General features: G+C 54.0%; 19 protein-coding genes. 16 read left to right on the forward strand and 3 right to left on the reverse strand.

The features are described from left to right. Positions 1 to 288 precede the first annotated feature (288 nt). From NSQ80_RS04135 to NSQ80_RS04170, 8 genes are all read left to right on the forward strand, one after another. Complete coding sequence (locus NSQ80_RS04135; RefSeq protein WP_323079300.1) at positions 289 to 1,305, forward strand: hypothetical protein; 1,017 nt, start codon at positions 289 to 291, stop codon at positions 1,303 to 1,305. Between the two features lie 27 nt (positions 1,306 to 1,332). Then, a complete protein-coding gene (locus NSQ80_RS04140) occupies positions 1,333 to 2,706 on the forward strand; it encodes a diaminobutyrate--2-oxoglutarate transaminase (protein ID WP_339301473.1) in 1,374 nt (457 codons plus the stop codon). Positions 2,707 to 2,759: 53 nt separating this feature from the next. Then, complete coding sequence (locus tag NSQ80_RS04145) at positions 2,760 to 4,499, forward strand: IucA/IucC family protein (RefSeq protein ID WP_333556639.1); 1,740 nt, start codon at positions 2,760 to 2,762, stop codon at positions 4,497 to 4,499. Beyond that, positions 4,474 to 6,255, forward strand: a complete 1,782-nt coding sequence (locus NSQ80_RS04150) for an IucA/IucC family protein (RefSeq protein ID WP_339301477.1) — start codon at positions 4,474 to 4,476, stop codon at positions 6,253 to 6,255. The genes NSQ80_RS04145 and NSQ80_RS04150 overlap by 26 nt, the downstream gene beginning before the upstream one ends. Beyond that, a complete protein-coding gene (locus tag NSQ80_RS04155; RefSeq protein ID WP_339301478.1) occupies positions 6,252 to 7,028 on the forward strand; it encodes an aldolase/citrate lyase family protein in 777 nt (258 codons plus the stop codon). Before NSQ80_RS04150 ends, NSQ80_RS04155 begins: the two co-directional genes overlap by 4 nt. Next, entirely contained in the window at positions 7,025 to 8,260 is a 1,236-nt protein-coding gene (locus NSQ80_RS04160) for a type III PLP-dependent enzyme (protein WP_323079296.1), read from the forward strand. Before NSQ80_RS04155 ends, NSQ80_RS04160 begins: the two co-directional genes overlap by 4 nt. Further along, a complete protein-coding gene (locus NSQ80_RS04165; protein WP_339301481.1) occupies positions 8,232 to 10,121 on the forward strand; it encodes an IucA/IucC family protein in 1,890 nt (629 codons plus the stop codon). The genes NSQ80_RS04160 and NSQ80_RS04165 overlap by 29 nt, the downstream gene beginning before the upstream one ends. 380 nt (positions 10,122 to 10,501) lie before the next feature. Continuing rightward, positions 10,502 to 10,777, forward strand: coding sequence for a recombinase family protein (locus NSQ80_RS04170; protein ID WP_326249726.1), 276 nt, complete (start codon positions 10,502 to 10,504; stop codon positions 10,775 to 10,777). Between the two features lie 182 nt (positions 10,778 to 10,959). On the opposite strand, the gene NSQ80_RS04175 is transcribed toward NSQ80_RS04170, so the two are convergent. The 3 genes from NSQ80_RS04175 to NSQ80_RS04185 form a co-directional block, all read right to left on the reverse strand. Continuing rightward, positions 10,960 to 12,180 (reverse strand): MFS transporter, encoded by a 1,221-nt coding sequence (locus NSQ80_RS04175; RefSeq protein WP_339301483.1) that lies wholly within the window; start codon positions 12,178 to 12,180, stop codon positions 10,960 to 10,962. Positions 12,181 to 12,701: 521 nt separating this feature from the next. Next, positions 12,702 to 12,890 (reverse strand): hypothetical protein, encoded by a 189-nt coding sequence (locus tag NSQ80_RS04180; protein WP_323079308.1) that lies wholly within the window; start codon positions 12,888 to 12,890, stop codon positions 12,702 to 12,704. 105 nt (positions 12,891 to 12,995) lie between these two features. After that, the gene (locus NSQ80_RS04185; protein ID WP_339301485.1) at positions 12,996 to 13,385 is read right to left on the reverse strand and encodes a transposase; all 390 of its coding nucleotides are present in this window, start codon (positions 13,383 to 13,385) and stop codon (positions 12,996 to 12,998) included. Positions 13,386 to 13,584: 199 nt separating this feature from the next. On the opposite strand from NSQ80_RS04185, the gene NSQ80_RS04190 reads away from it, so the two are divergent. The 8 genes from NSQ80_RS04190 (at position 13,585) to NSQ80_RS04225 (ending at position 24,566) form a co-directional block, all read left to right on the forward strand. Next, complete coding sequence (locus NSQ80_RS04190) at positions 13,585 to 15,789, forward strand: PAS domain S-box protein (protein ID WP_339301487.1); 2,205 nt, start codon at positions 13,585 to 13,587, stop codon at positions 15,787 to 15,789. 5 nt (positions 15,790 to 15,794) lie between these two features. After that, positions 15,795 to 16,442 carry a response regulator transcription factor gene (locus tag NSQ80_RS04195; RefSeq protein WP_323079290.1) on the forward strand — a complete coding sequence of 216 codons (648 nt, stop codon included), beginning with the start codon at positions 15,795 to 15,797 and terminating at the stop codon, positions 16,440 to 16,442. A gap of 237 nt (positions 16,443 to 16,679) precedes the next feature. Then, a complete protein-coding gene (locus NSQ80_RS04200) occupies positions 16,680 to 18,482 on the forward strand; it encodes an ABC transporter ATP-binding protein (RefSeq protein ID WP_339301489.1) in 1,803 nt (600 codons plus the stop codon). A 61-nt stretch (positions 18,483 to 18,543) separates the two neighbouring features. Beyond that, on the forward strand, positions 18,544 to 19,092 hold the full coding sequence (locus tag NSQ80_RS04205) for a hypothetical protein (RefSeq protein WP_323079286.1): 549 nt from the start codon (positions 18,544 to 18,546) through the stop codon (positions 19,090 to 19,092). Positions 19,093 to 19,298: 206 nt separating this feature from the next. Then, positions 19,299 to 20,570 carry an MFS transporter gene (locus NSQ80_RS04210; RefSeq protein ID WP_323079285.1) on the forward strand — a complete coding sequence of 424 codons (1,272 nt, stop codon included), beginning with the start codon at positions 19,299 to 19,301 and terminating at the stop codon, positions 20,568 to 20,570. 30 nt (positions 20,571 to 20,600) lie between these two features. Further along, positions 20,601 to 21,284 carry an ABC transporter ATP-binding protein gene (locus NSQ80_RS04215; protein WP_323079284.1) on the forward strand — a complete coding sequence of 228 codons (684 nt, stop codon included), beginning with the start codon at positions 20,601 to 20,603 and terminating at the stop codon, positions 21,282 to 21,284. Beyond that, positions 21,281 to 23,758 (forward strand): FtsX-like permease family protein, encoded by a 2,478-nt coding sequence (locus tag NSQ80_RS04220; protein WP_323079283.1) that lies wholly within the window; start codon positions 21,281 to 21,283, stop codon positions 23,756 to 23,758. Before NSQ80_RS04215 ends, NSQ80_RS04220 begins: the two co-directional genes overlap by 4 nt. Further along, positions 23,751 to 24,566, forward strand: a complete 816-nt coding sequence (locus tag NSQ80_RS04225; RefSeq protein ID WP_323079282.1) for a hypothetical protein — start codon at positions 23,751 to 23,753, stop codon at positions 24,564 to 24,566. Before NSQ80_RS04220 ends, NSQ80_RS04225 begins: the two co-directional genes overlap by 8 nt. Positions 24,567 to 25,072 lie beyond the last annotated feature (506 nt).

The raw sequence follows: 25,072 nt of genomic DNA on the forward strand, positions 1-25,072 counted from the left end.
TATCGGCTTTCCTGCCGCCATATCAAAAAGCATGTTCTGCCGTTTCCGCGCCGTCGGTCTAGCGCAACCCGCATGGCCGATGGCTTTTGCCTCCGCATTCCTTTCCCGTGCAAAAGATGAATATTTTCCCTTTAAAGATGAATATTGACAATTTTAAATCAGGTCACGTAAGATAGTTTTATAAATGATAGTGATTATCATTATCATCAAAACAATCCGACGGGCTTTCACAAACCCTCCTTAAGTCAACAAAGGCAAAGCTCGCCGGATAGGAAGGAGGGGTTATCATTGACGTATCCGACCGGGAGCCGAAATGCGCTTAACCGGCTGCTGATCAACAAAGCCAGAGAAATGGGCATCGGCTGCCGGCTGCTCCTTGCGGGGTGCGAGGATTTTTTGGAGCTGAGCTATCAGGGCAGGAGCATCGTGATCAACAAAACGAGATCGCATCGGCTGTCCTTGATTGCCGGGCTGCTGGCCAAGAATAAAGAGGCTACAAATTTGCTGCTCTCGCAACGGGGGCTTCCCGTGCCGCCTTATATGGTCGTTTCGGAAACGGGGGCGGAAGCGGTCCGGTTCCTGCAAACTCATTTGTCCGTTGCGGTCAAGCCGCTCGACGCAAGCGGCAGCGCCGGCGTCACGTTGGACGTCCGGACCGTTCCGCAGCTTGAAACGGCTATCCAAAGGGCGGGAAGCTATGGCGGTAAGGTTATGCTCCAGCGGTTTGTGCCGGGGGCGGATTATCGCGTCCTGGTGATCAACTACCGCATCGCGGCGGTTACCGAGTATCGCCCTGCCTTTGTGACCGGCGACGGCGCTTCATCGCTCAGGGAGCTGATCCGGCGTCTGAACGAAACCCGAATCCGCCAAAGCGAGATCGGCGAGATCGAGGCGTTTGCCGAAATCAAAACCGATTCAAAGCGCTTGCTGGCGGCGCTGGACCAGCAAGGCGTGGCGCTAGACGATATCGTTCCGGCGGGATGTCTGGTAAAGCTGCAAGATATTCGCAACGCTCCGGCCGGGGAAATCAGCGAAATTTATGCCGACCGCACGGATTTGATCTGTCCGGCTAACGCGGCTATGGCCGTTGAAGCCGCCAAGGCGCTGCAGATTGACGTCGCCGGCATCGATATTCGCTGCCCGGATATCGCCGTTCCTGTCACCGAGGCGTCCGGCGGCATCCTGGAAGTCAATGCGCTGCCCGACATGATCCACCATGTTGTTCCGTATGAGGGCGTTTCGCGCGATGTCATCCGCATCTATTTGGAATACCTGTTTGAAGAGGCGCTTACTTGGAATCGATAGACGAGAATAAAGGAGCGTAGGCCCGATATGTCAGCAAAGGTCCGCAATGTACAAAACGAATATTTAAGGCGGCAGGAAGCAAAAGAGTCCAATGCCCGCACGTATCCCCGGCATTTTCCGCTGGTTATCAGCAGCGCGAAGGGCATCACGGTGACGGATACGGAAGGCCGGACGTACTATGACTGCCTGGCCGGCGCCGGCACGCTGGCGCTGGGGCATAATCATGAAGTGGCGCTGGAGGCGATCCGCAGCGCGCTTGAGCGGCAAATCCCGCTGCACACCCTCGATCTCGCCACTCCGCTCAAGGTGGATTTTATGGAGGAAGTGTTCTCGTTATTGCCCGAGGAATTAAAGGATCGCAGCAAAATCCAATTTTGCGGCCCGACCGGGGCCGACGCGGTAGAAGCGGCGATTAAGCTGGTCAAACATGCAACCAAAGGCAAATCCGTGCTTGCCTTCCATGGCGGCTATCACGGTTCGACGCAGGCGACCATGGCGCTAAGCGGCAATCTGGATAAGAAGCAGCATTTGCAGAGCCTGCTGCCGGATGTGCATTTTCTGCCTTTTCCTTATGAATACCGCTGTCCGTTCGGGATGGGCGGAGGGATGACCGCGAAGCTGAGCGCACGGTATATCGAAAACTTGCTCGACGACTGCGAAAGCGGCATCGCCGCGCCTTGCGGCGTTATCGTGGAGACGGTGCAGGGCGAGGGAGGAGCGATTCCCGCCGATCTGGAATGGCTGCGGGAGCTAAGACGCATTACGGCCGAACGAAACTTGCCGCTGATCATCGACGAGGTGCAGACGGGGATCGGCCGCACGGGGCGGATGTTTTCGTTCGAGCATGCCGGGATCGTCCCGGATGTCATCGTCTGCTCCAAAGCGATCGGCGGCGGCCTGCCGATGTCCCTGGTGATCTACAAGGAGGAGCTGGATGTGTGGCAGCCGGGCGCGCATACCGGAACCTTCCGCGGCAACCAGCTTGCCATGGCCGCGGGATTGGCGACGCTTCGCTATATCCGGGAGCATGACGTGCTCCTTAACGTGCAAAAACGCGGCGAGCAGTTCATGGCAAGGCTTGGCGCCTTGAAAGAAAAATACGAGGCGATCGGCGACGTTCGCGGCCGCGGGCTGATGATCGGGGTGGAAATGGTCGACACCGCCGGCCCGAAGGACCGTCTCGGCCATTATCCGCCGCACGGAGAACTGGCTGCAGCCATCCAACGAAGCTGCTTTCAAAACGGCTTGATCGTGGAGGTTGGCGGCCGCCGCTCCGCCGTTATCCGCTTTCTTCCTCCACTTACGATCACCGAGCGGGAGACGGAGGAAGTGCTGGACATCTTCGAGCGGTCGGTAGCGGAGGCTTTGGCCTCAGCCGCCGTAGCGTCCGCTCCATGCTGAGCGCGGTTAATATGTGAAGCAGTTGGACTATTTTATTTTTCCAGGAAAGAAGGTTGGCATCATTGTTGGGGACGGAAAGCAAGCTTCGGCCGGAAAGCCTGAAGCAAGCGAACGAGCATACGTGCAAGCTGCTGCTGAACTGTTATATCCGCGAGCTGGGACACGAAAGACGCAGGCACATCGATCTGAATGCCCGCACGCTGGACTATGCCGTAGTATTTCCGGCAAGCGGGATTACCGTTTTCGGCAAGCTTGCTTATTATTCCGCCGCAGGAGAGCATGAATATCACAGTATGCGCTGGCTCGGCGGGAGTGAGGAAGGCGCCGTCGGGTACGAAGAGCTGGTGCGCTGGATCGTCGGCGAGCTTACGGAGAACGAAGGCCCGTTAACGGGCGGGCTATGGATTACGGCGGAGAAGAAACGCAGCTTTGTGGAACAAGTCGGAAATAGCTGCCGCAATCTGGCGTTATTTATCGAACGGGCGGCAGAGCATGGCGTGTTCGACTACCGTTCGTCGGAGCAGGCGCTGATTTACGGGCATCCGTTTCATCCTTTTCCCAAGAACATGTCCGGATTTACCGAGCGGGATGTGCTGCTTTACAGTCCGGAGCTGCGCTCCTCGTTCCGGCTAAGCTATTTTGCCGTAAGGAGGGATGTGTACCGGGAGGAATGGGTGTCAGAGGGCGGAAAAGTGCCGCCGTATGAAAGCGTGCAGGACCATCTGCGGCACGTCCTTGGCGGCCAAAGCGGCGAATACGCCCCGCTGCCTGTACATCCTTGGCAATACCGGCACGTGCTGGGCCTCGCCAAGGTTCGCGAATATATCCGCGACGGGAAATTGATCCCCTTAGGCAGCCTGGGTCCGCTCGCTTATCCGACCACTTCGGTGCGCACGGTCTATATCCCCGAGATGAACTGCAACATCAAGCTGCCTTTGAATATGCAAATTACCAATTTAGTCCGCACCAACAGCGGCGAGCAAATGCGCAGAACGCTAGATGCTTCCCGCTATTTGCTGCGGCGGGGCGGATTCGGCCCGGACTCGCCCGCGGGTATCGCTTACGAAACGGGCATTGGCACGTGCCGCTTCGAGGAGGAGGAGCTGACCCGGCAGTTTACGGTTGTCTACCGTCCGATCGAGTTCGATCCATCTTGCACCTATGTGCTGGCCAGCCTGGTGGAAGCGCCGCGGCCGGGAAAACCGTCGCGCCTCATGACGCTGCTCGGCGGCGGCGAGGTTCCCATCGAGCGCTGGTTTGAGCGCTATCTGGAGCTGTCGATGCTGCCGATCGTGCGCCTCGCCGGGGAACAAGGCATTCATTTCGAGGCCCATCTGCAGAACACGCTGCTCACCGTGCAAGGCGGCATGCCGGCCGCCTTCATCATCCGCGATCTGGAAGGCGTCAGCGTCGAAATCGACAAGGCGCATGCGAACGAGGAGGAGGCTCCGTCCCCGCCCGGTCCCCTGTTCTATCCGAGGGAAGAGGCTTGGAAGAGGACGGGGTATTATTTTTTCGTAAACCATTTGGGCTTGCTCATTCATTCCATAGCTCGGGACGTGAACGCTTCGGAAGAGCAGTTCTGGGGAATCGCCCGCGACATGCTAATGCGGGAATACGCTAGAAGCGCTAATCCTTTCGCCAAGCATTTGCTGACGGCCGAAACGTTTCGGGCCAAGCGGAATATGCTGAGCTGTCTTGCGGGTAACGGCGAAACGCCGTCTTATGTGGAAGTGAACAATTTGCTTAGAAGAGAGGGTGAGCCATGTGGAGACTACGATCCGTTTGCCTGACCACAAACCGACCGGCTATGCCGACGTGCAGGAGAGAATGATGCGCCAGACGCTTGAGGCGTTATGGTTCGAAGGCATCCTGGACTGCGCGAAAAACGGGAGGATTTGGCGCACGCACGGCATCGGCGCGGACGGTCAGCCGGTCGTCTATACCTGCGAGGCGGAGGAGAAGTATTCGTTCGGCCGAGTGAAAATCGCCAAGGGATCCATCCGAAGAGCAGGGGAGCCCTGCGCCGATCTGCATCTATTTCTGGAGGAGCTGGTGCTTAACCGCCTGCAGGGAGAGCGGATCGGCTCGTTTGTCCGCGAACTGCTGGAAACGCTGGCCAAGGACAGCCAGTGCAGGGCCGTGCTGCCGGAGCGCATCCCGGACGGCGACAAGCACTACGATGCGCTGGAAAGCCATATGACAGACGGGCATCCTTACCACCCCAGCTACAAGTCCAGAATCGGCTTTACGCTGAAGGACAATTTGGCGTACGGTCCCGAATTCAATCAGCCCATCCGCCTGTTCTGGGTCGCCGTCAAACGGGAGCTGACCGATACGGCGCTGGCTGCGGGCTCTACGGCGGAAGATTTGTACCGGCCGCATTTGACGGAACAAGATATGGACCGGTTCGGCCGGATTTTGCGGGAAGAGGGCGACGGAAGCTCGTATACGTTCATCCCCGTCCATCCCTGGCAGTGGGAGCATCGGCTGGAATCCGTCTTCACCCGCCAGCGGCAAAGCCGCGAGCTAATTCCGCTCGGGTTGTCAGACGGAGTATACCGGGCGCAGCAATCGATCCGCACGCTGTCGCACAGAGAGCACCCGCAGGCTCCCTATCTCAAATTGTCGCTCGGCATCACCAACACCTCGACCGGGCGCATTTTGGCGCACCATACGACGCAAAACGCCCCGTTGATCAGCGACTGGCTGGATGGCCTGATCCGCGAGGACGAGCTGCTGCAGCGTGAGCGATTCGGCATCCTTAAAGAAATTATGGGCGTGTCCTTCCGGTACGATAGGCTGCCCGCGGTTCAGTACGGCAGCGCCTACGGCTCGCTCGGAGCGATCTGGCGGGAGAACGTATCCGTTCATTTGCGGGACAAAGAGGAGGCTTGGCCGCTAAACGCGCTGACGCTGGTGCAACAAAACGGCGTACCTTTCATCCAAGACGCCGTTCGGCGGCACGGGATCGGAACCTGGAGCGAAGCGCTCGTCCGAACGCTGACGCTGCCGATGATCCATCTGCTGTATGCGCACGGCATCGCCTTGGAATCTCACGCGCAGAACATCATTCTCGTGCTGAAGGACGGGCTGCCGAAACGGATCATCGTCAAGGATCTGCACGACGGGGTGCGTTTTGTCCCGGGCAGGCTGCGGCATCCGAAGCGGGCGCCGAAGCTGCATCCCGAGCCGGAAGCGCACCGCAAATTCAACCGGTATTCGTTCATCCACGCCGAGACGATGCCCGAGGTGCGGGATTATGTGTATGACGCGTTCTTTTTCATCTGCATGAGCGAGATCGCCTGGACCCTGGAGACGTTCGGGCTTGCGGAGCGGAAGTTCTGGAGCCTGTGCGCGGCGGTCATCTTGGAATACCAGCGGCAATATCCCGAGTATGGGGAAAGTTTTCAAGGCTATGACCTGTTTAGCACCGACGCGTTGGTGGAGGAGATGACCAAGCGGAGGCTGTACGGCGACGGCGAGCTGTATTTCCGCAAACCGCTCAACCCGCTGCGGCTGGCGAGGGAGAGTCTGGCGGCGTTATGAGACCCAATGCACTTAAGCTGAAAATAAACCGTAAACAGCCGGTGTTCGGCCTGTTCGTCTCCATTCCGCATCCCGTGATCGTGGAAATGATCGGCCATGCCGAATACGATTTCGTCATTATCGATTGCGAGCACGCTTCTACGAACATGGAAAGCGTCGAGGAGCTGATCCGCGCCGCCGAATTGATGGGCGTGACTCCGCTGGTCCGCGTTTCGGGTGTGAACCGCTCCGAAATCTTGAAGGTGTTGGACTGCGGAGCGCAGGGTATCGTCATCCCTCATGTCAAGCGGCGGGAGCAGGTCGAGGAAGCCGTCCGCTGGGCGTATTACCACCCGCTTGGAAGCCGCAGTCTCAATAGCGGCCGGCCGGGCGCGTTCGCCAAATATTCGCTGACGGAGTATATCCGGGAGGCCAACGAAGCGGTCATGGTGGTGCCGATGATCGAAAACGTGGAAGGTATTAGGCAATGCGAGGACATTTTAGCCCATCCGCAGATCGGGTTTGTGCTGGAAGGCGCGGCGGACCTGTCGCAATCCCTCGGCTTGCCGTGGCAAACCGGGCATCCGGAGGTGCGGCGGGAGTTGGAGCGGCTGCATGCGGCCGCGCAGCGTCTCGGGGTTCCGTACGCCGCGGTTGCGAGAAGCAGGGAGGAAATGCGGATGTGGGCGGAGCGCGGGGTGCTCATTTATGTGCTGGGAGATGACCGAAATACGGCGTTTCGCGCCTATATGCAAAAGCGAAACGACTACCGGGATATGGGTGATTGGACATGAAAGCATACGTGCGGGAAGCGATCAACAGGCTGCAAGCGGAAAGCCGGGAGCCGTTTTGCGCTTATCTGTATGACCTGGGCGGCATTCGCGCGCATGTGCGAAGGATGCGTCGGTATATGCCGGAACGGACGGGGCTGTTTTACGCGATTAAAGCCAACCCGGACCGGCGCATTATCGAAGCGCTGCTGCCGCTGATCGACGGATTTGAGGTAGCCTCCGCCGGCGAGCTGCTCAAGGTCAGGGAGGTGAGCGGCAGCGTTCCGGTTCTGTTTGGCGGCCCCGGCAAAAAGGAAGCGGAGCTGGAGGCGGCCATCCGGCATAATGTTTCCTATATTCATGTGGAAAGCCTGCTGGAGCTGAGAAGGCTGATCCGGCTTACACAAGGGCGGAGCGAGCCGGTCCGGATTTTGCTGCGCATGAACCTGAGAACGAGCGCGTTGCCGCAGACCCAAATTACGATGGGCGGCCGTCCGACCCCCTTCGGGCTGGACGAGGAGCTGCTTGATGAAGCGATCGCCGTTATACGGGAAGAAGGGCGGGGCGCGGTTAGGTTATGCGGCTTTCATTTTCACTCGCTCTCGAACAACTTGCGGGCGGAGCTGCATGCCGAAATGATCGAGCTGTATTTGCGAAAAGCGGAAGAGTGGATGGAACGCTACCGTCTGGACATTGAGATCGTCAACGCGGGAGGCGGCTTTGGCGTCCCTTACGATGACGCTCCGGCGTTCGACTGGGCCTTGTTCACTTCCCTGATCGCACGAAGCGAAGCTAGAAAAAGGCTAGCCAGAGTTCAGTTGTGGTTCGAGCCGGGCCGGTTTCTCGTAGCAGACCACGGTTATTACGCCGCGGAGGTGATCGATATCAAGCCTTCGCATGATCGGCATTTTGCTGTGCTGAGGGGAGGGACCCACCACAACCGGCTGCCCGCTTCCTGGGGGCATAATCATCCATTTGCTATCTTGCCGGCGGAGCGTTGGGCGTATCCTTTCGCCAGGCCAGAGATCAGGCGGGGCAAGGTGACGCTGGTCGGCGAGCTTTGCACGCCCAAGGACCGGCTGCATGCGGATGCCGAAGTCGAGCTGCTGCGCGTCGGTGACATCGTTGTGTTCGAGAAGTCGGGCGCTTATTGCTGGACGATCTCGCACCACGATTTTTTGGGGCACCCGCACCCGAAATTTTATTATTTAGCGGAAGGAAATGATCATGCATACCATGCGAACATGGACAATTGAATCAGGACGGCAGGCGGCGGAGTTACGGATTACCGGCGATTTGATGAACGCCTTTTTGACAGAGCGGTTTTTCCGGCTGGATGAGGGGACTTTCGGGACGCTGTCGGCCGCGCCCGAGCAGATCCGGCGGTTATACAGCGGCTATGGCGGTAATGGAGCGATTCGCATTTTTGCCGGGGAAATCGCGTTTTTGGTTGAAGACAGCCCCAGGCTTGGCGTTCAGTGGGTGCAGGATTCTCCAATTTTTAAACGCGCGTCCGACGGAAGCTGGGCTTTCATCAACTCTCCGGCGGAGCTGGCGAAAACGGTGTTGCGTGCGGTGTTGTCGGAGGAAGCCTACAGCCATCCGGGGGTTGCAGACTTTTTGACCGGCGTGGAGGTGGCGGCCCGGCAGCTTGCGTTGAGCCTGAGCCCGGAATGCGCGGAGGGGTTGCTGGCGTTTGCTCCGTCCTCGGCTTACGAGTGGTTTATCAAAGGAGAACGAATCGCTGCGCTGCGCGATCGCCCGTTCCATCCGTCGGCCAAAGCGAAAATCGGGTTTACCGAGCAGGACTGCCTGAAGTATTCGGCGGAGTTCGGGGAGCCGATCCGCCTGCGCTGGGTAGCGGTGCGCGCCGATTCGGTCGTACGGGGTTGCCCGGAAGGGCCGTTGTCCTGCCTGGATCTGCTTGCGGCTGAGCAGCGGGCCGCCGTGGAGGACGAGATGCAGCGGCGGGGGCTTAGGCCGGACGAATACGTGCCTCTGCCTGTGCACCCGTGGCAGCTTCAGCAGGTGATTTTGCCCCGCTTTATCCGGGAAATCGAGGAGGGGACGATCGTGGTGCTGAATGCGGAGGCTGGTGAATTTCTAGCCACCTCCTCCTTGCGTTCTCTTGCTCCGCCATCCATCGTGGAGGTGGGGAGCGGAGCGGACGTTAACGCTGTGGCCGCTGTGGCGATGCTCAAGCTGCCGGTCAGCGTGCTGTCGCTGGGCGCCGCCCGCTATTTGCCGGTCGTGAAGCTGCTGAACGGCTTGGCCGGGGAGAAGCTGCTGCGTCAGGCCATAGCTTGCGACGACACACTGCAGGGCCGGGTTTTCCTATGCGAGGAGCGGCACTGGTGGGGATACATGCCGGCATCGATGGGGCTGTTCGACGACCATCCGCGCCATTTGGCCGCCCAGCTTCGCCTATACCCGCCGGAGCTTTTTGAGGCGGAACGCAAGGTGATTCCGATGTCCGCGCTTGGCGTCCATTTGGGAGACCGGCATATTTTGTCGGAAATCCTGGGCAAGGAGCTTTCCCGCGAAGAGGTGTTCAGCTTCTATAGCGACCTTGCGTACCTGTTCTATGACGTGGTGATGCGGCTGTTCAAGATCGGAATCGTCCCGGAAATTCACGGGCAGAACTGCTGCCTGGTTCTGGAGCGCAATCAAGTGAAGGGGCTGCTGCTCCGCGACCACGATTCGGTGCGCCTGCATCAGCCATATCTCGATAAGCACGGCATCGGCGATCCCGGGTACCGCATACGGCCCGGCTATTCCAACAGCCTGTACAACGAGACGATTCACAAGCTGATTTTTTACGTCCAATCGCTGGGGACGCAGGTCAATCTGGCTTCGATCATGGAAGCTTTGTCCTGCGCGTACGATCTGCCGGAGTCCCGGTTGTGGACGATCACGGAGCAGGCCTGGAAAGAAGCGCTGCAAGGGGCTGGGCTGCCGGAAAGCGACCGCGCCGAGCTATACCGGGCGATCTTCGAGAGCGGAGAGTGGCCGGTGAAGCTGGTCGTTCGACCGCTGCTGGAAGCGGACGGGGTGCCCGGTGCGATGCCGTCGGGAAAAGGAACCGGGCATAATCCTTTCCTTAGAGGACGGTTGTAGGAACAAAGTTTTTAGACTGCAAGGAAGTAATTTTCTTGCAGTTCCATTTAAGGCGAAGACCCATGCGGAGGGATAATGATACTTCCGTCCAGCCACAGTTCAGCGCAATGGGGGCGGCTTGCAGCGATCCTGGAAGAGGTTTGAAGCCTATGAGGACGGCTAACCACTGTCCGCCGGATAGGGTTAATGGAGGAGAAGCAACCAAAACAGAGGCGGAAACAGAGATGCACACACGTGATAATGTTTGTTGCGCATCTCTGTTTTTCAGCTTTTCTGGATTATTGGGAGGTTTTTATGAACCATAAACTCATCCGGTACAGCATGCAAATCGCTATGATAAAACAATTACTGGCAGTATCTTTGATTACCGGGACAACATCATGGCTCTCGAAGTAGAAGTAATTAAAGCAAGTAGGAAAATATCCGATCACAACGTCGGAAAGTTATCGGATGTTCTTCGCGGCGCCCCTTACGCTCGCGTAAGTACCGACACCGAGGAGCAATTGAGCAGCTACAAGTCGCAAGTCGCCTATTACACCGATCTCGTTAGCAAACGAAGCGACTGGGTGCTGGTTGATATTTATGCAGATGAAGCCATAACCGGTACTCAGGTTACAAAGCGCGAGGATTTCCAGCGCATGATTAACGATACCTAAATTAAAGCCTTGATGTAAACTGATATAAAAATTGATCGGAAATAAGCTCAAATGAACGTAAGACGCCTTAGAATTCCTAGGCGTCTTTATTATTGTCCCTTAGCTGTTTTAGGGTTTATGGAATGTTTCGAAATTATCAGTTACTTCCGGTTACGACCAGACTGTTTTCCAAAAAATCAAAGTTATGAAATATGAGTGTTATTTTCCTTACGAGGTATTAATAACATAACCATTAAGACGGCCAAAGCTCCGAAAAAAATTGGAAGTAAGAGAGTAAGAGTCAAGGACTTCGAAAGAGTGACTCCAGCTATGCTAGATCCGATTGGGCTGCCTAACGACATTAACATTCCTCCTAAAGAAACGACGCGTCCATACATTTGAGGATCCGTTCGCCTTTGGCGGAGCGAATGGAGATTAATATCGACAAGCCCCTGCTGACTACCGATGATCAATAAGCCACAAATGATCAGGATTAAATTCGTGGAGATCGCGACCAATGCGAAACCGCCTAAACTAATGAACATTCCAAGTGCTAAATTATTTCTTTCACGTCCTTGCGAATTGTATCGTCCGAAGAAGAGGTTAGACGCCAAGGAAGCACAACCAAGAATTGTCCAAAGCCCACCGACGGCTGCCGCTTCCCAATGAAGTCTTTCTTCTACTAGAATGGGAAGGCCCACATAGAAAACCCCAAAAGTCATTGTGTAAAATGGCATAGCAAAAGAAAGACCTCTCAAGGAAGGGTTTTTCAAAAGGAAACGTAAACCTGACCAAGCACCTTGTAGCAATTTAGTTTGTTCGTTACTTGAGTTCTGCGGTGCATTTTTTATGCCAGTTCCACCGATGGCACCCAACATCCAGAATAGAGATATTCCAAACATCGCGTCATCGGCACTAAGAAAACCGGTTAAGAGACCAATAATTGCTGGTCCCATAATCACGGCTGTTTCTTGGATAATGCCGTCAAGGGCATTGGCTTGATCCCAGTGGTTGGCGGGAACGAGAGCGGGCAACAAAGCTCGATAAGCGGTAGTTACTAACGGTCGAATCAAACTTAACAATGTGACGATTACCATCAGAATCCCAAAATGAAGAACACCAAGAAGGGACAGAGCGGGGATCAATGCACATAATAAACCAGTTAGCGTTTGACCAATCGTAATTATTTTTCGAGGATCGTATTTGTCAATCAATACTCCAACCACCGGGGAGATGATAACACCAGGTATGACACTAAATAGTACAGCTAAACCTGATAACTCAGTTGAATGATCATATTTGTACAAAACAAATAGAACTAAACCAGTACTCCACATCCAACCGCCAAGTTTGGTAAATACGAGACCTGTCATGTATCGTAACATGCTAGGTATTTTTAGAACTACAAGATATGAGTTTAACATTTAACCCTCCTAGCTCAAATAGTAATTGAAAAATAGCTTACTATACGTCTTGCGGAAGCCCCACCGTGTTAACTTTAATGAGATCCAATGAAGTAATTTACTTTCATTTCACAGTTTCATAACTGGTAAAAAAGATGCAAGTCATATGCAGGAAATCAGTAAAAAAGAGAGACATGCTTCCATGTTTTGTCATCTGTATTGATTAGTGTAGTTTGCAACTATAATTAGTGTAATATATTTCTAACTATATTTAATTTAAGATTTAGAGATAAAATATATCAATAAATCATAATTATTCATCTCGAATAAAATCATAAGCAGTTTTGAATCCCTATGTTTAGACGGTCATAAATCAGATAAAGTACAAATGACTTTGAAAAACGGGCTTAAATCTGTTTCTTTGTGGAAGAAGGGTGTACAGGCTCGCTCCCATGTTGCGAGGAAGAATTAGATCAGCAAAGAGTTTTTTCATACAGCCACTACTTACAGCTGGACCTCTGTCAAGATAGTAGACACAGAATTCACTGATTTATCGCATTAAAGTGGTATTGGCGTTCAAAATCAGCTGCGTGTTGCACCCATTTTTCATTGGGCTTGCTGGCCGTAAACTCTTGGTTCAGCACATTGTCCTGCACGGGTAGACTGTGTTTGGAGTTGGTGGTCGCTTTGTACTTCTTGACTGTCCGGGACCGCCACTGCTGCTCGTTCATGATCCGCGTCACCGTTCGCTCGGAGATCGCTGCGAGATACTTTCAATACGCTGCACATCTTCTCCAGTCGGTACTCAAAGCGGTGTTCGTGGATGAACGTATATTTCACCGACGGTCTTTCGCGAAGAAGTGCATTGCTTTTTTTAAGATTTCGTTCTCCTCTTGCAGATCTCGTATTTGCTTTTGCAACTCCCTGAGCTGATGGTCTTCGGACTTAAACGCTTGCGCCGCAACGATCTCCGGTTCACCACTATACTTCTTCATCCAGCCGTATAGCGTGTTGTCCTTGATCTTCAGTTCGCGGGCGACTTCACACTTTAGCGATCCAACGTTTTGCGGATGAAGTGCTGATTCAGAAACCACTTCCGAATACGTTTTGACCGGAAAAGGCGCAAGGAGAATTACTCCCTGCGTCTTTTTCGATCTTCTTCTTAAGGCAAAATATGGATTCGAACCAACCCCATGCATTTGCTTGCCAAAATCGCTGAACAACATCCAGAATCGGAACTGGTTGGGATTGATTACTGGGGGGAAAGGAAACCGCAATGGCCGACTAGTTGAAAATGGCACAGGCCCATGGGAGCTATTTAAGTCTATTTTTGCGGGGACGGCCCGTATTTTTGCGCGATGTGACGGAGGGAACTCCGGTATAATGGAACGAGACTAAGAGACAAGGCTAAGAGGGGTATTGTCCATGAGCGATAATCAGAGTTTTATAGCAGGCGGCAGAGAAGAAATGTACCGGATTGTTGCCGAGCATACATCCGATACGATTGTGGTGGTCGACAGCGAAGCCATCGTCCGTTACGTGTCACCTTCCATCCTTACGCAGAGCGGCTACAGCGTGGAGGAATACGAGGGGATGGACGCTTTCGCCCTCATCGTACCGGAGGATCAGGAGCGGGTGAGGCAATCGCTGGTTCAGACCGTACAAGCCCGAACGCCGGTCGATATTGGCTACCAGGTGCAGCATAAAGACGGTCGCATTCTGGAAGTGGAGACTAAGGTTATGCCGGTGCTGCACGGAGATGGAAACGTCAACTACGTAGTAGCGGTGGTAAGGGATGTGACGGCGCGCAAACGGGCCGAGCGTCTGCTCGAGAACATTCTGGACAACGTAAACGCCGCGGTATGGTCCACGGATAAGGACTTCACCCAATATACTTTCATCTCTGAAAGCGTGGAGAAAATCAGCGGCCTGCCAAGGCAAGAGATTATCAGGAGTCCGATCCGCCTGCATGACCATATCCATCCGGACGACAATGCGCTCCTGATGGGCGAAGTGAGGGAAAAGCTCGACCGGGGACTGCCGGTGCGCCAGGAGTTCCGCTGGATTCATCATCCCGGTGAGCCGCGCTGGGGGCAGCTGATTATCCATCCACACCTGGACAACGAAGGAGCGGTGGAGCGGTTGGACGGCATCATGCTTGACATCACGGACAAGAAGCGCGCCGAGCTCGCGCTGGAGGAGAGCGAGCAGAGGTACAAGTCTTTGTTTGAGCACAACTTGGACGGCGTTTTCACCATTGTGCTAGAGGGGCTTTATTTTGCGCATGCGAACAAGGCATTTGAGCAAATAACGGGCATCCAGCGAGAAACAATGACCAATCAGTGCTTCATGGGGATGATTTTCGATGAGGACCACAGTCTGGTCTACGAAACGCTGTTCGAAGTTATGGAAGATGGCACACCACGGGACGTCGAATGCCGGCTTGCGGACATGACAGGCGGAGAGCGAATCGTGAGCATTACGTTTGTGCCCATTTTCTTGTCAGGCCAGCTAAACGGAATTCATGGCATCATCAAGGATATTACGAGGCGCAAGCATGAAGAGCGGGAGCTGATCCGGAGCGAGGAACGCTCCAGTTTCCTGCAGTCAAGCTTGAATCGCCTATCCAAAGACCTCGCGGGCGTCATGAAGGTATCGGAGCTGGAAGACAGGCTGATCGACGAGGTGCAGGCCGTACTCTGCATCTCCGAGGTGGCGATCGTCGAAGCGAAGGATGAACCGTCTTGCGTATCCGAACCCTCAGGCGGGGAGCGTGACGCGAATACGATCCGGATTCGCATAGGCGAGAAGCCGCAGCCGGTATGGCTGTCCATCGGACTGAACCGTCCGCTGCCCGAGGCTGAGAAGAGATGGCTCGATACGGCCGTTCGTTATGTAACGATCCTATACGACAACCTGTACCGGACTGAGGATCTGATGAAACGGATGGAAGAGATGATGACAAGGGGCGAAACGCCGAGATGGATGCTCCGGCTGCTGTTCAAGCTGTCGGAGAAGGAGCGGGCGTCGCTGTCGAGCGACCTGCATGATTCGGTGCTGCAGGATCTGATCATCTGGTACCGGAAGCTCGAATCGCTTCGTTCGTCCAAATCGTTCGACACCGGCACCGGCTCAGAATTGGCCGAAATCGAAGAAGGGCTGCTTGATGTGATCCATCAGATCCGGATTACGTGCAACGAACTGCGGCCGCCTTTTCTGTTGAAAATGGGGCTGGTCGAGTCTCTGAAAAGCTTGTTCGCCTATTTGCGCATGTTCGCTAACTACGAAATTGAGTTTCATGCGGATGAGATGGCCGGTTCGCTGGACGAAGATCAGATTCTCGGCGTTTACCGGATCGTCCAAGAGCTGCTGAACAACGCCACCAAGCACTCAAGGGCGTCGAAGGTGATTATGTCGCTGACGGACGAGGACAGTTGTTTTACGTTCCGTTACTCGGACGACGGCGTAGGCGTGCGGCTGTCGCGCTTGGAAGGTTCATTCCAGCACATGGGCATTGCTGGCATCGAGAAACGGGTGCAGAGCCTTGAAGGCAAGGTCGATTTCCGGTCGGCGCCCCGCAAGGGCTTCCATGTCACCATACAGTTCCCCAAGCATATGAACGAGAGGTGAAAGATATGAATATCCTGCTTGTTGACGACCACCGCTCGGTGGTCGAAGGGACCAAAATGCTTATCGAATCGGAACCGGACATTAACGTCACGATCGAGACAGATGTATACCTTGTGCCTGATTTGGTGCGCCTCCATCAATTCGACGTCATCCTGTTGGATCTATACATGCCGAACATCAACGGCGCCGATCTGACGCGCAAGCTGCTGGATTGCGTGCCGGGCGCGGTCATCCTCATCTACTCCGGTTTTGAAATCGCGCCGCATTTCAATCTCCTCATGGAGGCCGGCGTATCGGGCTTCATTTCGAAGACATCCACTCGCGAAGAGCTCATTCTGGCCATCCGCTGTGCAGCTAGGAAGCAGGCGATCATCCCGATGCAGCTGCTAAGGCAGCTAAGACGACAGGAAATTCAGGTCCAGGGAGACGCGGAGCACGAGCCGACCACGATCACACGGGAGGAGGACCGTCTTCTGCGGGAGCTCGCCAAGGGCAAGAGCAACAAGGAGATCTCCAAAACGCTTATGGTGAGTCAGCGCTCTCTTGAATATGGACTGACGGAGCTGTTCCAGAAGCTTCACGTCAACTCAAGGGTTGATGCCATTCGAAAGGCGAAAAGCCTCGGCATTTTGCCTGCGGAGGATTTGTATTGAAAGGTGTACTCTTCTAGTAAGATCCGGTAATCGGCAATAGAGCGGAGTTTTTCAGACCGCACCGCCCATCAATAAGCGGTGCGGTTTCACATTTTTTGGGTTGTTTTTGCGTGCGGCGCGCAATGGATTGCGTGGCAGGCCCCTAACGTATGCGCGGCGGCTCGCAACCCTTGCGCGTTGACTGCGGCTCTCCTGCGTTAAGATGAAACCGAGCTTACATGAAACAGGAGGCCAGCCATGAACCCCTTTCGACAATTCCTGCCCTATGCAGGCAAGCAAAAAACACTCTACCTACTAGGTTTCGCCGGAAGTCTGTTCCGGTTCCTGATTCCGCTCTCCGTGCCGCTCGTGGTCAAATACCTGTTCGACCAACTGCTGCGCAGCCAGACGCTTACCGATTCGGACAAAATGGAACAGCTGTTCCTGATCGCAGGCGTAATGATCGCCGTCTTTTTCGCGGTACGGGCGCCGATGGAGTACGTCCGGCAGTACTTCATGAACAAGGCGAACAACCGCATCATCACGGCTCTGCGGAAAGACGTGTTCGCCAAGGTTCACGCTTTGGATACGAAATACTTCGCTGACAATCGCAGCGGGGAGATCGGTACTCGGTTCTTCGACGATATTGAGAAAATCCGGGGCTATATGACCGCGGTATTCTCGAACGTTTGGATCGAGATGATCGTGCTGCTCTTCGTCACGGGAATTATGTTCTCGCTTAACCCGGTTCTAACCTTGCTGGCCGTGCTGCTGGTCGCGATCCAGTTCACCCTCTCCCACATCCTTTCCCGTAGGGTAAAAGGCACGACTCGTCAGATGATGGGCTGCCGTTCGGCGCTGAGCGGCTTCGTCTTTGAGCGCATCCAGGGTGCTATTCTCGCCAGGCTGTTTCAGTCGGAAGAGCGGGACATCGAGCAGCTTGAACGCCATCTGGAGCAGTTCGAACGGATGACAGACAAACAGGCCGGAGCGCATGCGATATCGCTGGCCGTGGTTAATGTGCTGAGCGACATAACGCCGTTCCTGGTCGTTGCAGCCGGAAGCCTCTTCGTCATTGACGGCCGCCTTTCGCTGGGAAGCCTGATCGCCTTCTTCGCCTATGTCGACCGCATGCGGGCGCCGGTGGCTGCACTGGTTCAGGCGATTCCCGTGGTCGCGGAGGGCAGCGTGGCGCTTCAGCGAGTCTTCGATTTTTTGGCTACGCCGGTGTGCATCAAAGAAAAGGAGCAGCCCGCAGTCCTTGCCCGGCTGTCCGATTCGATCGTGTTTGACCGCGTCGCATTCTCCTATGACGGGAAGGAGAGGATTTTGCATAACATGTCGTTTGTGCTCCGCAAAGGAGGGACCTACGCTTTCGTGGGCGAGAGCGGCGGGGGGAAAAGTACCGTGCTGCAGCTGCTGACCCGCATGTACGACGTCGACGCGGGCCGCGTGCTCATCGATGACAAGGATATCCGGGATTACTCGCTTGCAAGCCTCCGGAGCCAGATCGGCATCGTCACGCAGGATAATTTCCTGTACAGCTCGTCGGTGCGGGACAATATCGCCATTGCGAGGCCAGACGCGACGGAGGAGGAGATTGTGGAGGCTGCGAGGAGGGCATTCGCTCACGAGTTCATCAGCGCGTTGCCGTACGGGTACGGGACGGAGGTTGGCGAGCGGGGCGCCAAGCTGTCGGGCGGGCAGAAACAGCGGATCGCGCTGGCTCGCGTGTTCCTGAAGGATTCATCGCTCATTCTGCTGGATGAAGCGACAAGCGCGCTCGATAACGAAAGCGAAGAGCTCATCCAATCGTCGATCGAGCGATTCTGCAAGGGCAAGACGATTATCATGATCGCACACCGGCTTTCGACGGTGGTCCATGCGGACCGGATCTTCGTCGTCCGCAAAGGTACGATCGTCGAAAGCGGCAGCCATGAGGAACTGCTTCAGAAGAACGGTTATTATAAGGAGCTCTATCTGAAACAAAATCCTGCCGGCATGGCTGCAGAGCGCGGGGAACCTTCTGACCGCGCGGCGGAACCGGTCATGGCTGGTTGAAACATACTTTCAAGGAGAATGAAGGAAATGCCGCCAGGAGCCGGTTGGTTCGCTAGAAGGAGTGAACATCCCTCCCTACGATCCCAATAAGCCTACGGCAGCAGTCGTCCTGGCGGATTCAACGACGGAAGACTTTGATTTTCTTATTCCGTACACCTTATTGTCGATGACAGATGCTTATAATGTTTACGCCGTCGCACCGGACACAAACGTGAAGACCATATCAGGCGGACTGGATGTAATCCCGCATTACTCCTATCAAGAACTGGATCATCTATTGCAGAAAAACCCTGATATTATCGTGGTCCCTTATATGCCGACAATAAATGCCCCGAGCTATAAACCGACTCGCGAATGGATTCAGAAATATTCCGGCAGTCCATTTGCCGACATTTTAGGCTGCATACGAGACGAGAAAAATACCATTATAACCGATGCTTTCGGCAAAACCAGCGTAAGGGGAGTCTACGCCGCAGGAGATACGGCGGCCGCCGCTCCCTCCCAGCTCGTCATCGCCGCAGCGATCGGCAGTCGTGCGGCCATCGGGGTTAACGAAGATCTCTCGGAGGAAACCTTTTACCGAAGCAATTGGATCGAGTTAATTTTATAAGCGTGAGGATTTAAAACGAAAGAGCGCCCTGCAGCTGGGCGCTTTTTGTGTTTTGCCGCGTATGCTCGTACATTGCGCGATCACCGCAAAAAGAAGCCATTTCCAGTACCAAATTATGCGCGTCACTGCTCAAAAATGGCGCGTTTGGCCTGCTCGCCACCCCTTATGATGGGATTAACAACCCACTATGAAAGGTGTAGATCCGTATGCATCATCATGCAGCTAAACTCTCATCTGTGTCAGACAATCGATCGTTTTTTGCGAATCGGGTTATCCGCTCCATTCTTTTCTCCGCCGTCTTTTTGCAGCTTGGAATCTGGATTCGAAATTTTGCAATCCTCCTCTTCGTAACGGAGCAGACGAATAAGGATCCGATCGCCGTCTCCTTGATCTCTGTAGCCGAGTACGCCCCAATTTTCATCTTCTCCTTTATCGGAGGGGCTTTCGCGGACCGGTGGAGGCCTAAGCGTACCATGGTGGCTTGTGATCTATTGAGTGCAGCCTCCGTCTTTATCGTTCTTCTTGCCTTGATAGTCGGCGGCTGGCAGGCTATTTTCTTCGCCACGCTCGTATCGTCGATTCTGTCCCAATTCTCACAGCCGGCCGGCATGAAGTTATTCAAGTTGCATGTGCCGGCATCTCAGATGCAGAAGGGAATGTCCCTGTATCAGACGATCCAGGCTGTTTTCATGATATTAGGTCCTGTGCTGGGAACGCTCGTTTACTTCTACTTCGGCATTCAGACGGCCGTCGTCATTATGGGGATTTGCTTTGTGTTATCCGCAGCCGTGCTGACGACTCTTCCCAAGGATCGTACTGTGCCGTCGGTGCAGCCGACGAGGTTGACTCAGGACATCAAGTCCGGCTTGCAATACGTGATGGCGAACAAGATCTTCCTCTACATGGCAAGCTTCTTCCTGGCTGCGGGTCTTGCGCTTGGACTTATCAACCCGCTCGGCATCTATGTGATAACAGAGCATTTGGGCCTTAAAGCGGAGCATCTGCAGTGGTTTACAACAATGAATGGCGTCGGCATCATTCTCGGCGGCATGCTCATGATGGCATTGTCCCGGCGTATGCCGCCCCGTGTCATGCTGTTGATTGGATTCGTATGCAGCGGCGCGGCGGTCGCTCTTATCGGCACGACCACATCGATCGGAGTGGCTTTCACCGCTCAATTCGCTGCGGGACTCTTGGTTCCCTTCATCCATATCTCCTGCCAGACGTTGATGATGAGCCATGCAGACGAAGCTTACGTCGGCAGGGTTAGCGGAATCATGAGCCCGATTTTTATTGGCGGGATGGTACTGACCATGAGCATTGTCGGTATTCTTAAAGCCAGTCTTCCATTGGGAGTTATATATGGACTGTCCGCCGTTCTTTTTCTAGCCGGTGCAATAGGCGTCGTCCCGTTGCTGCGCCACAAGCAGCCTGCACCTTCCGCTGCAACGGCTCACTCTGGCGCATTTCACCATTAATTGATTAATTTATTGGAGGGATCACACGCGATGATCAAATTGAACAGAGTGTCCAAAGTGTTTGCTTTGGAAGCAGGGAACTATACCGCACTCAAGGAGAACGATCTTCATATCAAGAGAGGCGAGTTCATCGCTATCATGGGGCCCAGCGGTTCGGGCAAAAGCACGTTGCTGCAACTGATAGGCGGTCTGGACCTTCCGACCTCGGGAGAGATAACGGTCGATGGGGTACGGTTGAACGTTCTCAACGAGAAGCAAAGAACGTTGTTTCGCCGTACGAAAGTCGGCTTCGTGTTCCAAAACTATCAATTGCTGCCCATGATGACGGTAGCCGAGAATATCGGCCTTTCGCTCTCTGCCAATAAGGCTCCATCGTCGGAGATCGCCACAAGAGTCAACCAACTGCTCCAAGATGTAAATCTGGAAGGCAGAGCTTCACAATTCCCTTCGCAGTTAAGCGGAGGTCAGCAGCAGCGCGTTGCCATTGCTCGAGCTCTTGCGATGAAACCTCAACTTATTCTGGCGGATGAACCGACAGGTAATCTGGACCAAACGAACGGTGTAGGAATTCTGAATCTCCTCTCGCGTTTAAACAAAGAAGAGGGGATCACTGTGGTGATGGTTACCCATGACCGCAAGGCCGCGGAGATAGCGGATCGAATCGTCATGATTCAGGATGGAGAAGTCGTACAGGGAGGAGAAAGCCGAGTATGAAATCGCTGCAATTCGCCTGGCGCAACTTAATGCGCCGTAAGCTCAGAACGCTGCTGACTTTCCTGTCCATTATCATTGGGGTGGCGTCCACGTTTGCGGTGACCGCTTCCGTAGATACCGCCAAAAGAACGTTCCCGCTGTATTTAAAAGCAGCCTTCGGCAAGGCGGATTATATCGTCTCGGGTACTGAAGCCTATATGCCGGAAAGCGTGTACAAAGACTTTGAGAAGCTGAACAATACGGCCTCGATCGCCGTACTTAAGCACACGACCAAGCTGCACCTGGAGCAAGAGGGAATAACCGACATTCAGAAAAGGATTGTGCTTAGCGGTTACACGCGATTGGATACGCCGCTTACCCACTTCCAAGTCGTCAAAGGGAGCTTGACGGCCGGCGGCGCGGTGATTACCGACAGGACGGCCAGAGTGTGGAAAACCGATGTTGGCGATACGATATCTTTCGATACCGACAAGGGTATCAAAAGCATTCAAGTATCCGCTATCGTCAAATATACGGCGGAGCTGATGGGGCCGTCCGGCTGGATGATGGCGAAGTACCATCATTGGGCGGCAGCCGTGCCGTTGCCCGTTCTGCAGGATTGGTTTGGACTCGCCGGCAAAATCCAGGAGGTGCAGATCAAGTCTCTCGATGAATCCAATATCAAATCGGTAGAGCAGCAAGCGGATGAATTGGTCAAACGATATGGGAACATGTACATGCAGCCTGTCGTGGTCGATTTCGGTTCGGTAAGCGACTCGGGCACTTTTTTCCTGGTGCTGTATTTGGCAGGGTTTCTCGGCATAGCGCTAAGCGGGTTTATCATCTTTAACAGCATGTACGTCAGCGTTAAAGAACGTAAGAAGGAATTTGCCGTTCTCAAGACGATTGGGTACTTGACCGAGCAATTGCGCGCTTTTGTCCTTTGCGAGGTACTGATCCTGGCCATCTCCGGAACAGCCATCGGTCTATTGTTGGGATACGGCTTCGGCAACGTTCTAACGATGCTAATCTATATGATATTCAGTGTTCATGAAGATACAAACCTGGTGCTGCTTAAAGGCTTCGCGATAGCTGTGCCGGCTGGCATCCTGGTCCCGTTAGCCGCGGCTCTTATCCCGATTCGGCAAGTAGGGAAGATCAGCGTGATTGAGGCGCTCATACCCAAGCACACCAAGACATCCCCCGGAATGGGGCGGCTTGCGGCGGGATGTGCGTTGATCGCCGCAAGCTTCTTCATCAAACATCTGCTTCTGATCGTACCTTTGTTGATCGGAATCGCACTTGTCTATCCTTACTTGTTCAACCTGTTGATGTTCCTTCTGCAGCCCATCTATCGTCGGATATTCCGGTTGAGCGGGCAAATGGCCGTAAGCAATGCGAGACGCAACCTGGCCCGCAATGCAATGACCTCCGTCATTCTCTGTTGGGGCATTGCGATGGTCGTGCTGATGAGCTCCATGAATTCGGCATTCATTCAGTCTTATGAGAAAGTCGTCTTCGCCTCGTACGGCGGCAACCTGGATATTACGTTTCATCACACGGAAGAATCGGATCTTGAACGGATTAAGAATATTCCGGGAGTGGCTGATGCAAGGGCGTATACGGTGTATTCTGCCATTTGGAACCTGAACGGCCAGCAGCGCAAGCTCCCAGTGGTCGGAGCTGGGGCGTGGATCGACCGGTTCCCGTTATTCACGGGGTCCGGCACATCGCGCAGCGAATTGGTCGGTAAGCTAAGTCGGGATGAGATCATTCTGGATAAAGCCGCCTATGCGGCTTGGGGCGGCAAGGTCGGGGAGACCATCGAGCTTGAAACGCAGAAGGGCCAACACGCCTTCAAGGTTGCCGCAGTCGTCAGCACCATGAAGGACGGCGGGTACGGCGCTTTTATGCAGGAAGATTCCTTTAACGATTACTTTGGAATCCTAAACGCGAAAAATGTGCTTGTGCTTAATGATCATGCTGCCTCCCCGTTGCAGATTAGAGAAAATATATTTGGTCAATTCGGGGAAAGGATCGAAGAGATGTTCGGTCCGGAAGATATCGTAACGATGGTGGGTTCCATATACACCGGCACGTTCAGTGTGATAAACGGTCTTGTGATCATATCCATCATCATCTCGGGCATGGGAATTACGAATACGCTGCTAATCAATATTATGGAACGCATTCGAGAGCTTGGGATGATGCGTGCAGTCGGGGTTACAAGGCGACAGGTGGTCGGGATGATCATGCTGGAAGGCTTCGGCATCGGACTCGCCGCTTCCGTAGTCGGCTGCATTTTCGGAATCTTATTAGTGTATTTGACTTCGACGTTTGTTGAGATCAGTTACCTGACCTATCGATTCGAATTATCGTGGATCATCATTCTGTGCATCGCCCTATTCGGAATATTAGTCAGTTTGGTTTCCAGCTTCACTCCGGCATCCAGGGCGTCCAAAACCCCGTTAAGCGAGGCGTTAAGATATGAGTAGAACGATCCTATATTTGCTGCTTTTCTTAATAATCGTGCTGTTATCCGCTTGCGGAACGAACACTTCGTGGGAAGACGAGAAAGTCGCTCCCGTCAGCCCAATCCTGTTATCGGACGAGGTGCAGGCGACATGGACAGTTGGCGGCAACGAATCGTCGGGGTCCGAAGAGGGTAAGCGAATTCGGATCGAGATCAAGAAGAAGGACGGAACGCCGATCGACCGATTTAAAATCAATCATGAGAAACTCCTTCATCTCATCGTTATCAGTAAGGATTTGTCCTATTTCAATCACGTACATCCCGAGTATATAGGAAACGGCGTGTTTGAAATTGCGAACGACTTTCCCGCTGGCGGAGAATACAGGCTGATCGCTGACTTTAAGCCGGAGGGCGCCAATTCCATGTCGAAAATGGAATGGGTTCAGGTTGAGGGCCAGAGCGCAGAGCCGGTTCCAGTCGAGGTGGATGCAAACCTGAGCAAGGTGTCCGAGGGGATACAAGTCAAGCTTACTATGGATCAACCGGCGGCAGGTGAAGAGCTTACGCTGAAGTTTTCCTTTGCCGATGCTGCGACAGGACAGCCAATTACCGATCTACAGCCCTACTTAGGGGCAATTGGACACGTGGTGGTCCTCTCGCAAGACGGTGAACAGTATCTGCACGTGCATGCGGATGAAGGCCAAGGGGAGGGGCCGGATGCAACTTTTGAGACATCGTTCCCGAGAAGCGGAATCTATAAGATATGGGGGCAGTTTCAAAGGGACAATCAAGTTTTTACGGTATCCTATGTTGTGAACGTTCCGGTATAGTCAGTGCTAGTATGGTTTACCCTAAGGCTTTCTGGTTTCCAGCATCAGCAAACCCAATAAAACGAGCAAAAGTGGTACAAGTGTTTTTTCATCTGACACTTGTAGGTTAACGAAAACCACCATAACGTTTCGCATGAAGACGTTGAGCGATCAGCGTCTTTTGTCGTTTCAGCGTTGCTTTCATTTTCCCCGGCAGGTGCCTTCGGAGGCAACGCGAGACGGATGTCTCATATTGCAGCAAGCACTGAATTTGGCTAGCCAAATTCTCTTGTTAGGGGATCGTGTTATTCGTGGCGACGAAAATCGCTTTAGGAAGCTTGTGTTTGAAAGGGGTGATCGGAATGCGGATCATCGGTGGGTTCTTGCTAGGCAAGAGTGGATTGAGGGTATCTGACATCGCGTTAGGTACGATGATATTCGGTGATCTCTGTTGGGGATGGTGTAAATTATTCGAAGGAAGAAATGATGACCCCCGCATTATTGGAGGTGTTTCAGCATCAATTCAA

The sequence above is a fragment of the Paenibacillus sp. FSL K6-2441 genome (genome assembly GCF_037964765.1).
Classification (GTDB): domain Bacteria; phylum Bacillota; class Bacilli; order Paenibacillales; family Paenibacillaceae; genus Fontibacillus; species Fontibacillus phoenicis.

Excerpts from the sequence above, each read along its gene's own strand:
- NSQ80_RS04140 (WP_339301473.1), top strand. The coding sequence starts at position 1,333 with ATGTCAGCAAAGGTCCGCAATGTACAAAACGAATATTTAAGGCGGCAG.
- NSQ80_RS04155 (WP_339301478.1), top strand. The coding sequence starts at position 6,252 with ATGAGACCCAATGCACTTAAGCTGAAAATAAACCGTAAACAGCCGGTG.
- NSQ80_RS04160 (WP_323079296.1), top strand. The coding sequence starts at position 7,025 with ATGAAAGCATACGTGCGGGAAGCGATCAACAGGCTGCAAGCGGAAAGC.
- NSQ80_RS04165 (WP_339301481.1), top strand. The coding sequence starts at position 8,232 with ATGCATACCATGCGAACATGGACAATTGAATCAGGACGGCAGGCGGCG.
- NSQ80_RS04170 (WP_326249726.1), top strand. The coding sequence starts at position 10,502 with ATGGCTCTCGAAGTAGAAGTAATTAAAGCAAGTAGGAAAATATCCGAT.
- NSQ80_RS04175 (WP_339301483.1), bottom strand. The coding sequence starts at position 12,180 with ATGTTAAACTCATATCTTGTAGTTCTAAAAATACCTAGCATGTTACGA.
- NSQ80_RS04180 (WP_323079308.1), bottom strand. The coding sequence starts at position 12,890 with ATGAACGAGCAGCAGTGGCGGTCCCGGACAGTCAAGAAGTACAAAGCG.
- NSQ80_RS04185 (WP_339301485.1), bottom strand. The coding sequence starts at position 13,385 with ATGTTGTTCAGCGATTTTGGCAAGCAAATGCATGGGGTTGGTTCGAAT.
- NSQ80_RS04190 (WP_339301487.1), top strand. The coding sequence starts at position 13,585 with ATGAGCGATAATCAGAGTTTTATAGCAGGCGGCAGAGAAGAAATGTAC.
- NSQ80_RS04195 (WP_323079290.1), top strand. The coding sequence starts at position 15,795 with ATGAATATCCTGCTTGTTGACGACCACCGCTCGGTGGTCGAAGGGACC.
- NSQ80_RS04200 (WP_339301489.1), top strand. The coding sequence starts at position 16,680 with ATGAACCCCTTTCGACAATTCCTGCCCTATGCAGGCAAGCAAAAAACA.
- NSQ80_RS04210 (WP_323079285.1), top strand. The coding sequence starts at position 19,299 with ATGCATCATCATGCAGCTAAACTCTCATCTGTGTCAGACAATCGATCG.
- NSQ80_RS04215 (WP_323079284.1), top strand. The coding sequence starts at position 20,601 with ATGATCAAATTGAACAGAGTGTCCAAAGTGTTTGCTTTGGAAGCAGGG.
- NSQ80_RS04220 (WP_323079283.1), top strand. The coding sequence starts at position 21,281 with ATGAAATCGCTGCAATTCGCCTGGCGCAACTTAATGCGCCGTAAGCTC.
- NSQ80_RS04225 (WP_323079282.1), top strand. The coding sequence starts at position 23,751 with ATGAGTAGAACGATCCTATATTTGCTGCTTTTCTTAATAATCGTGCTG.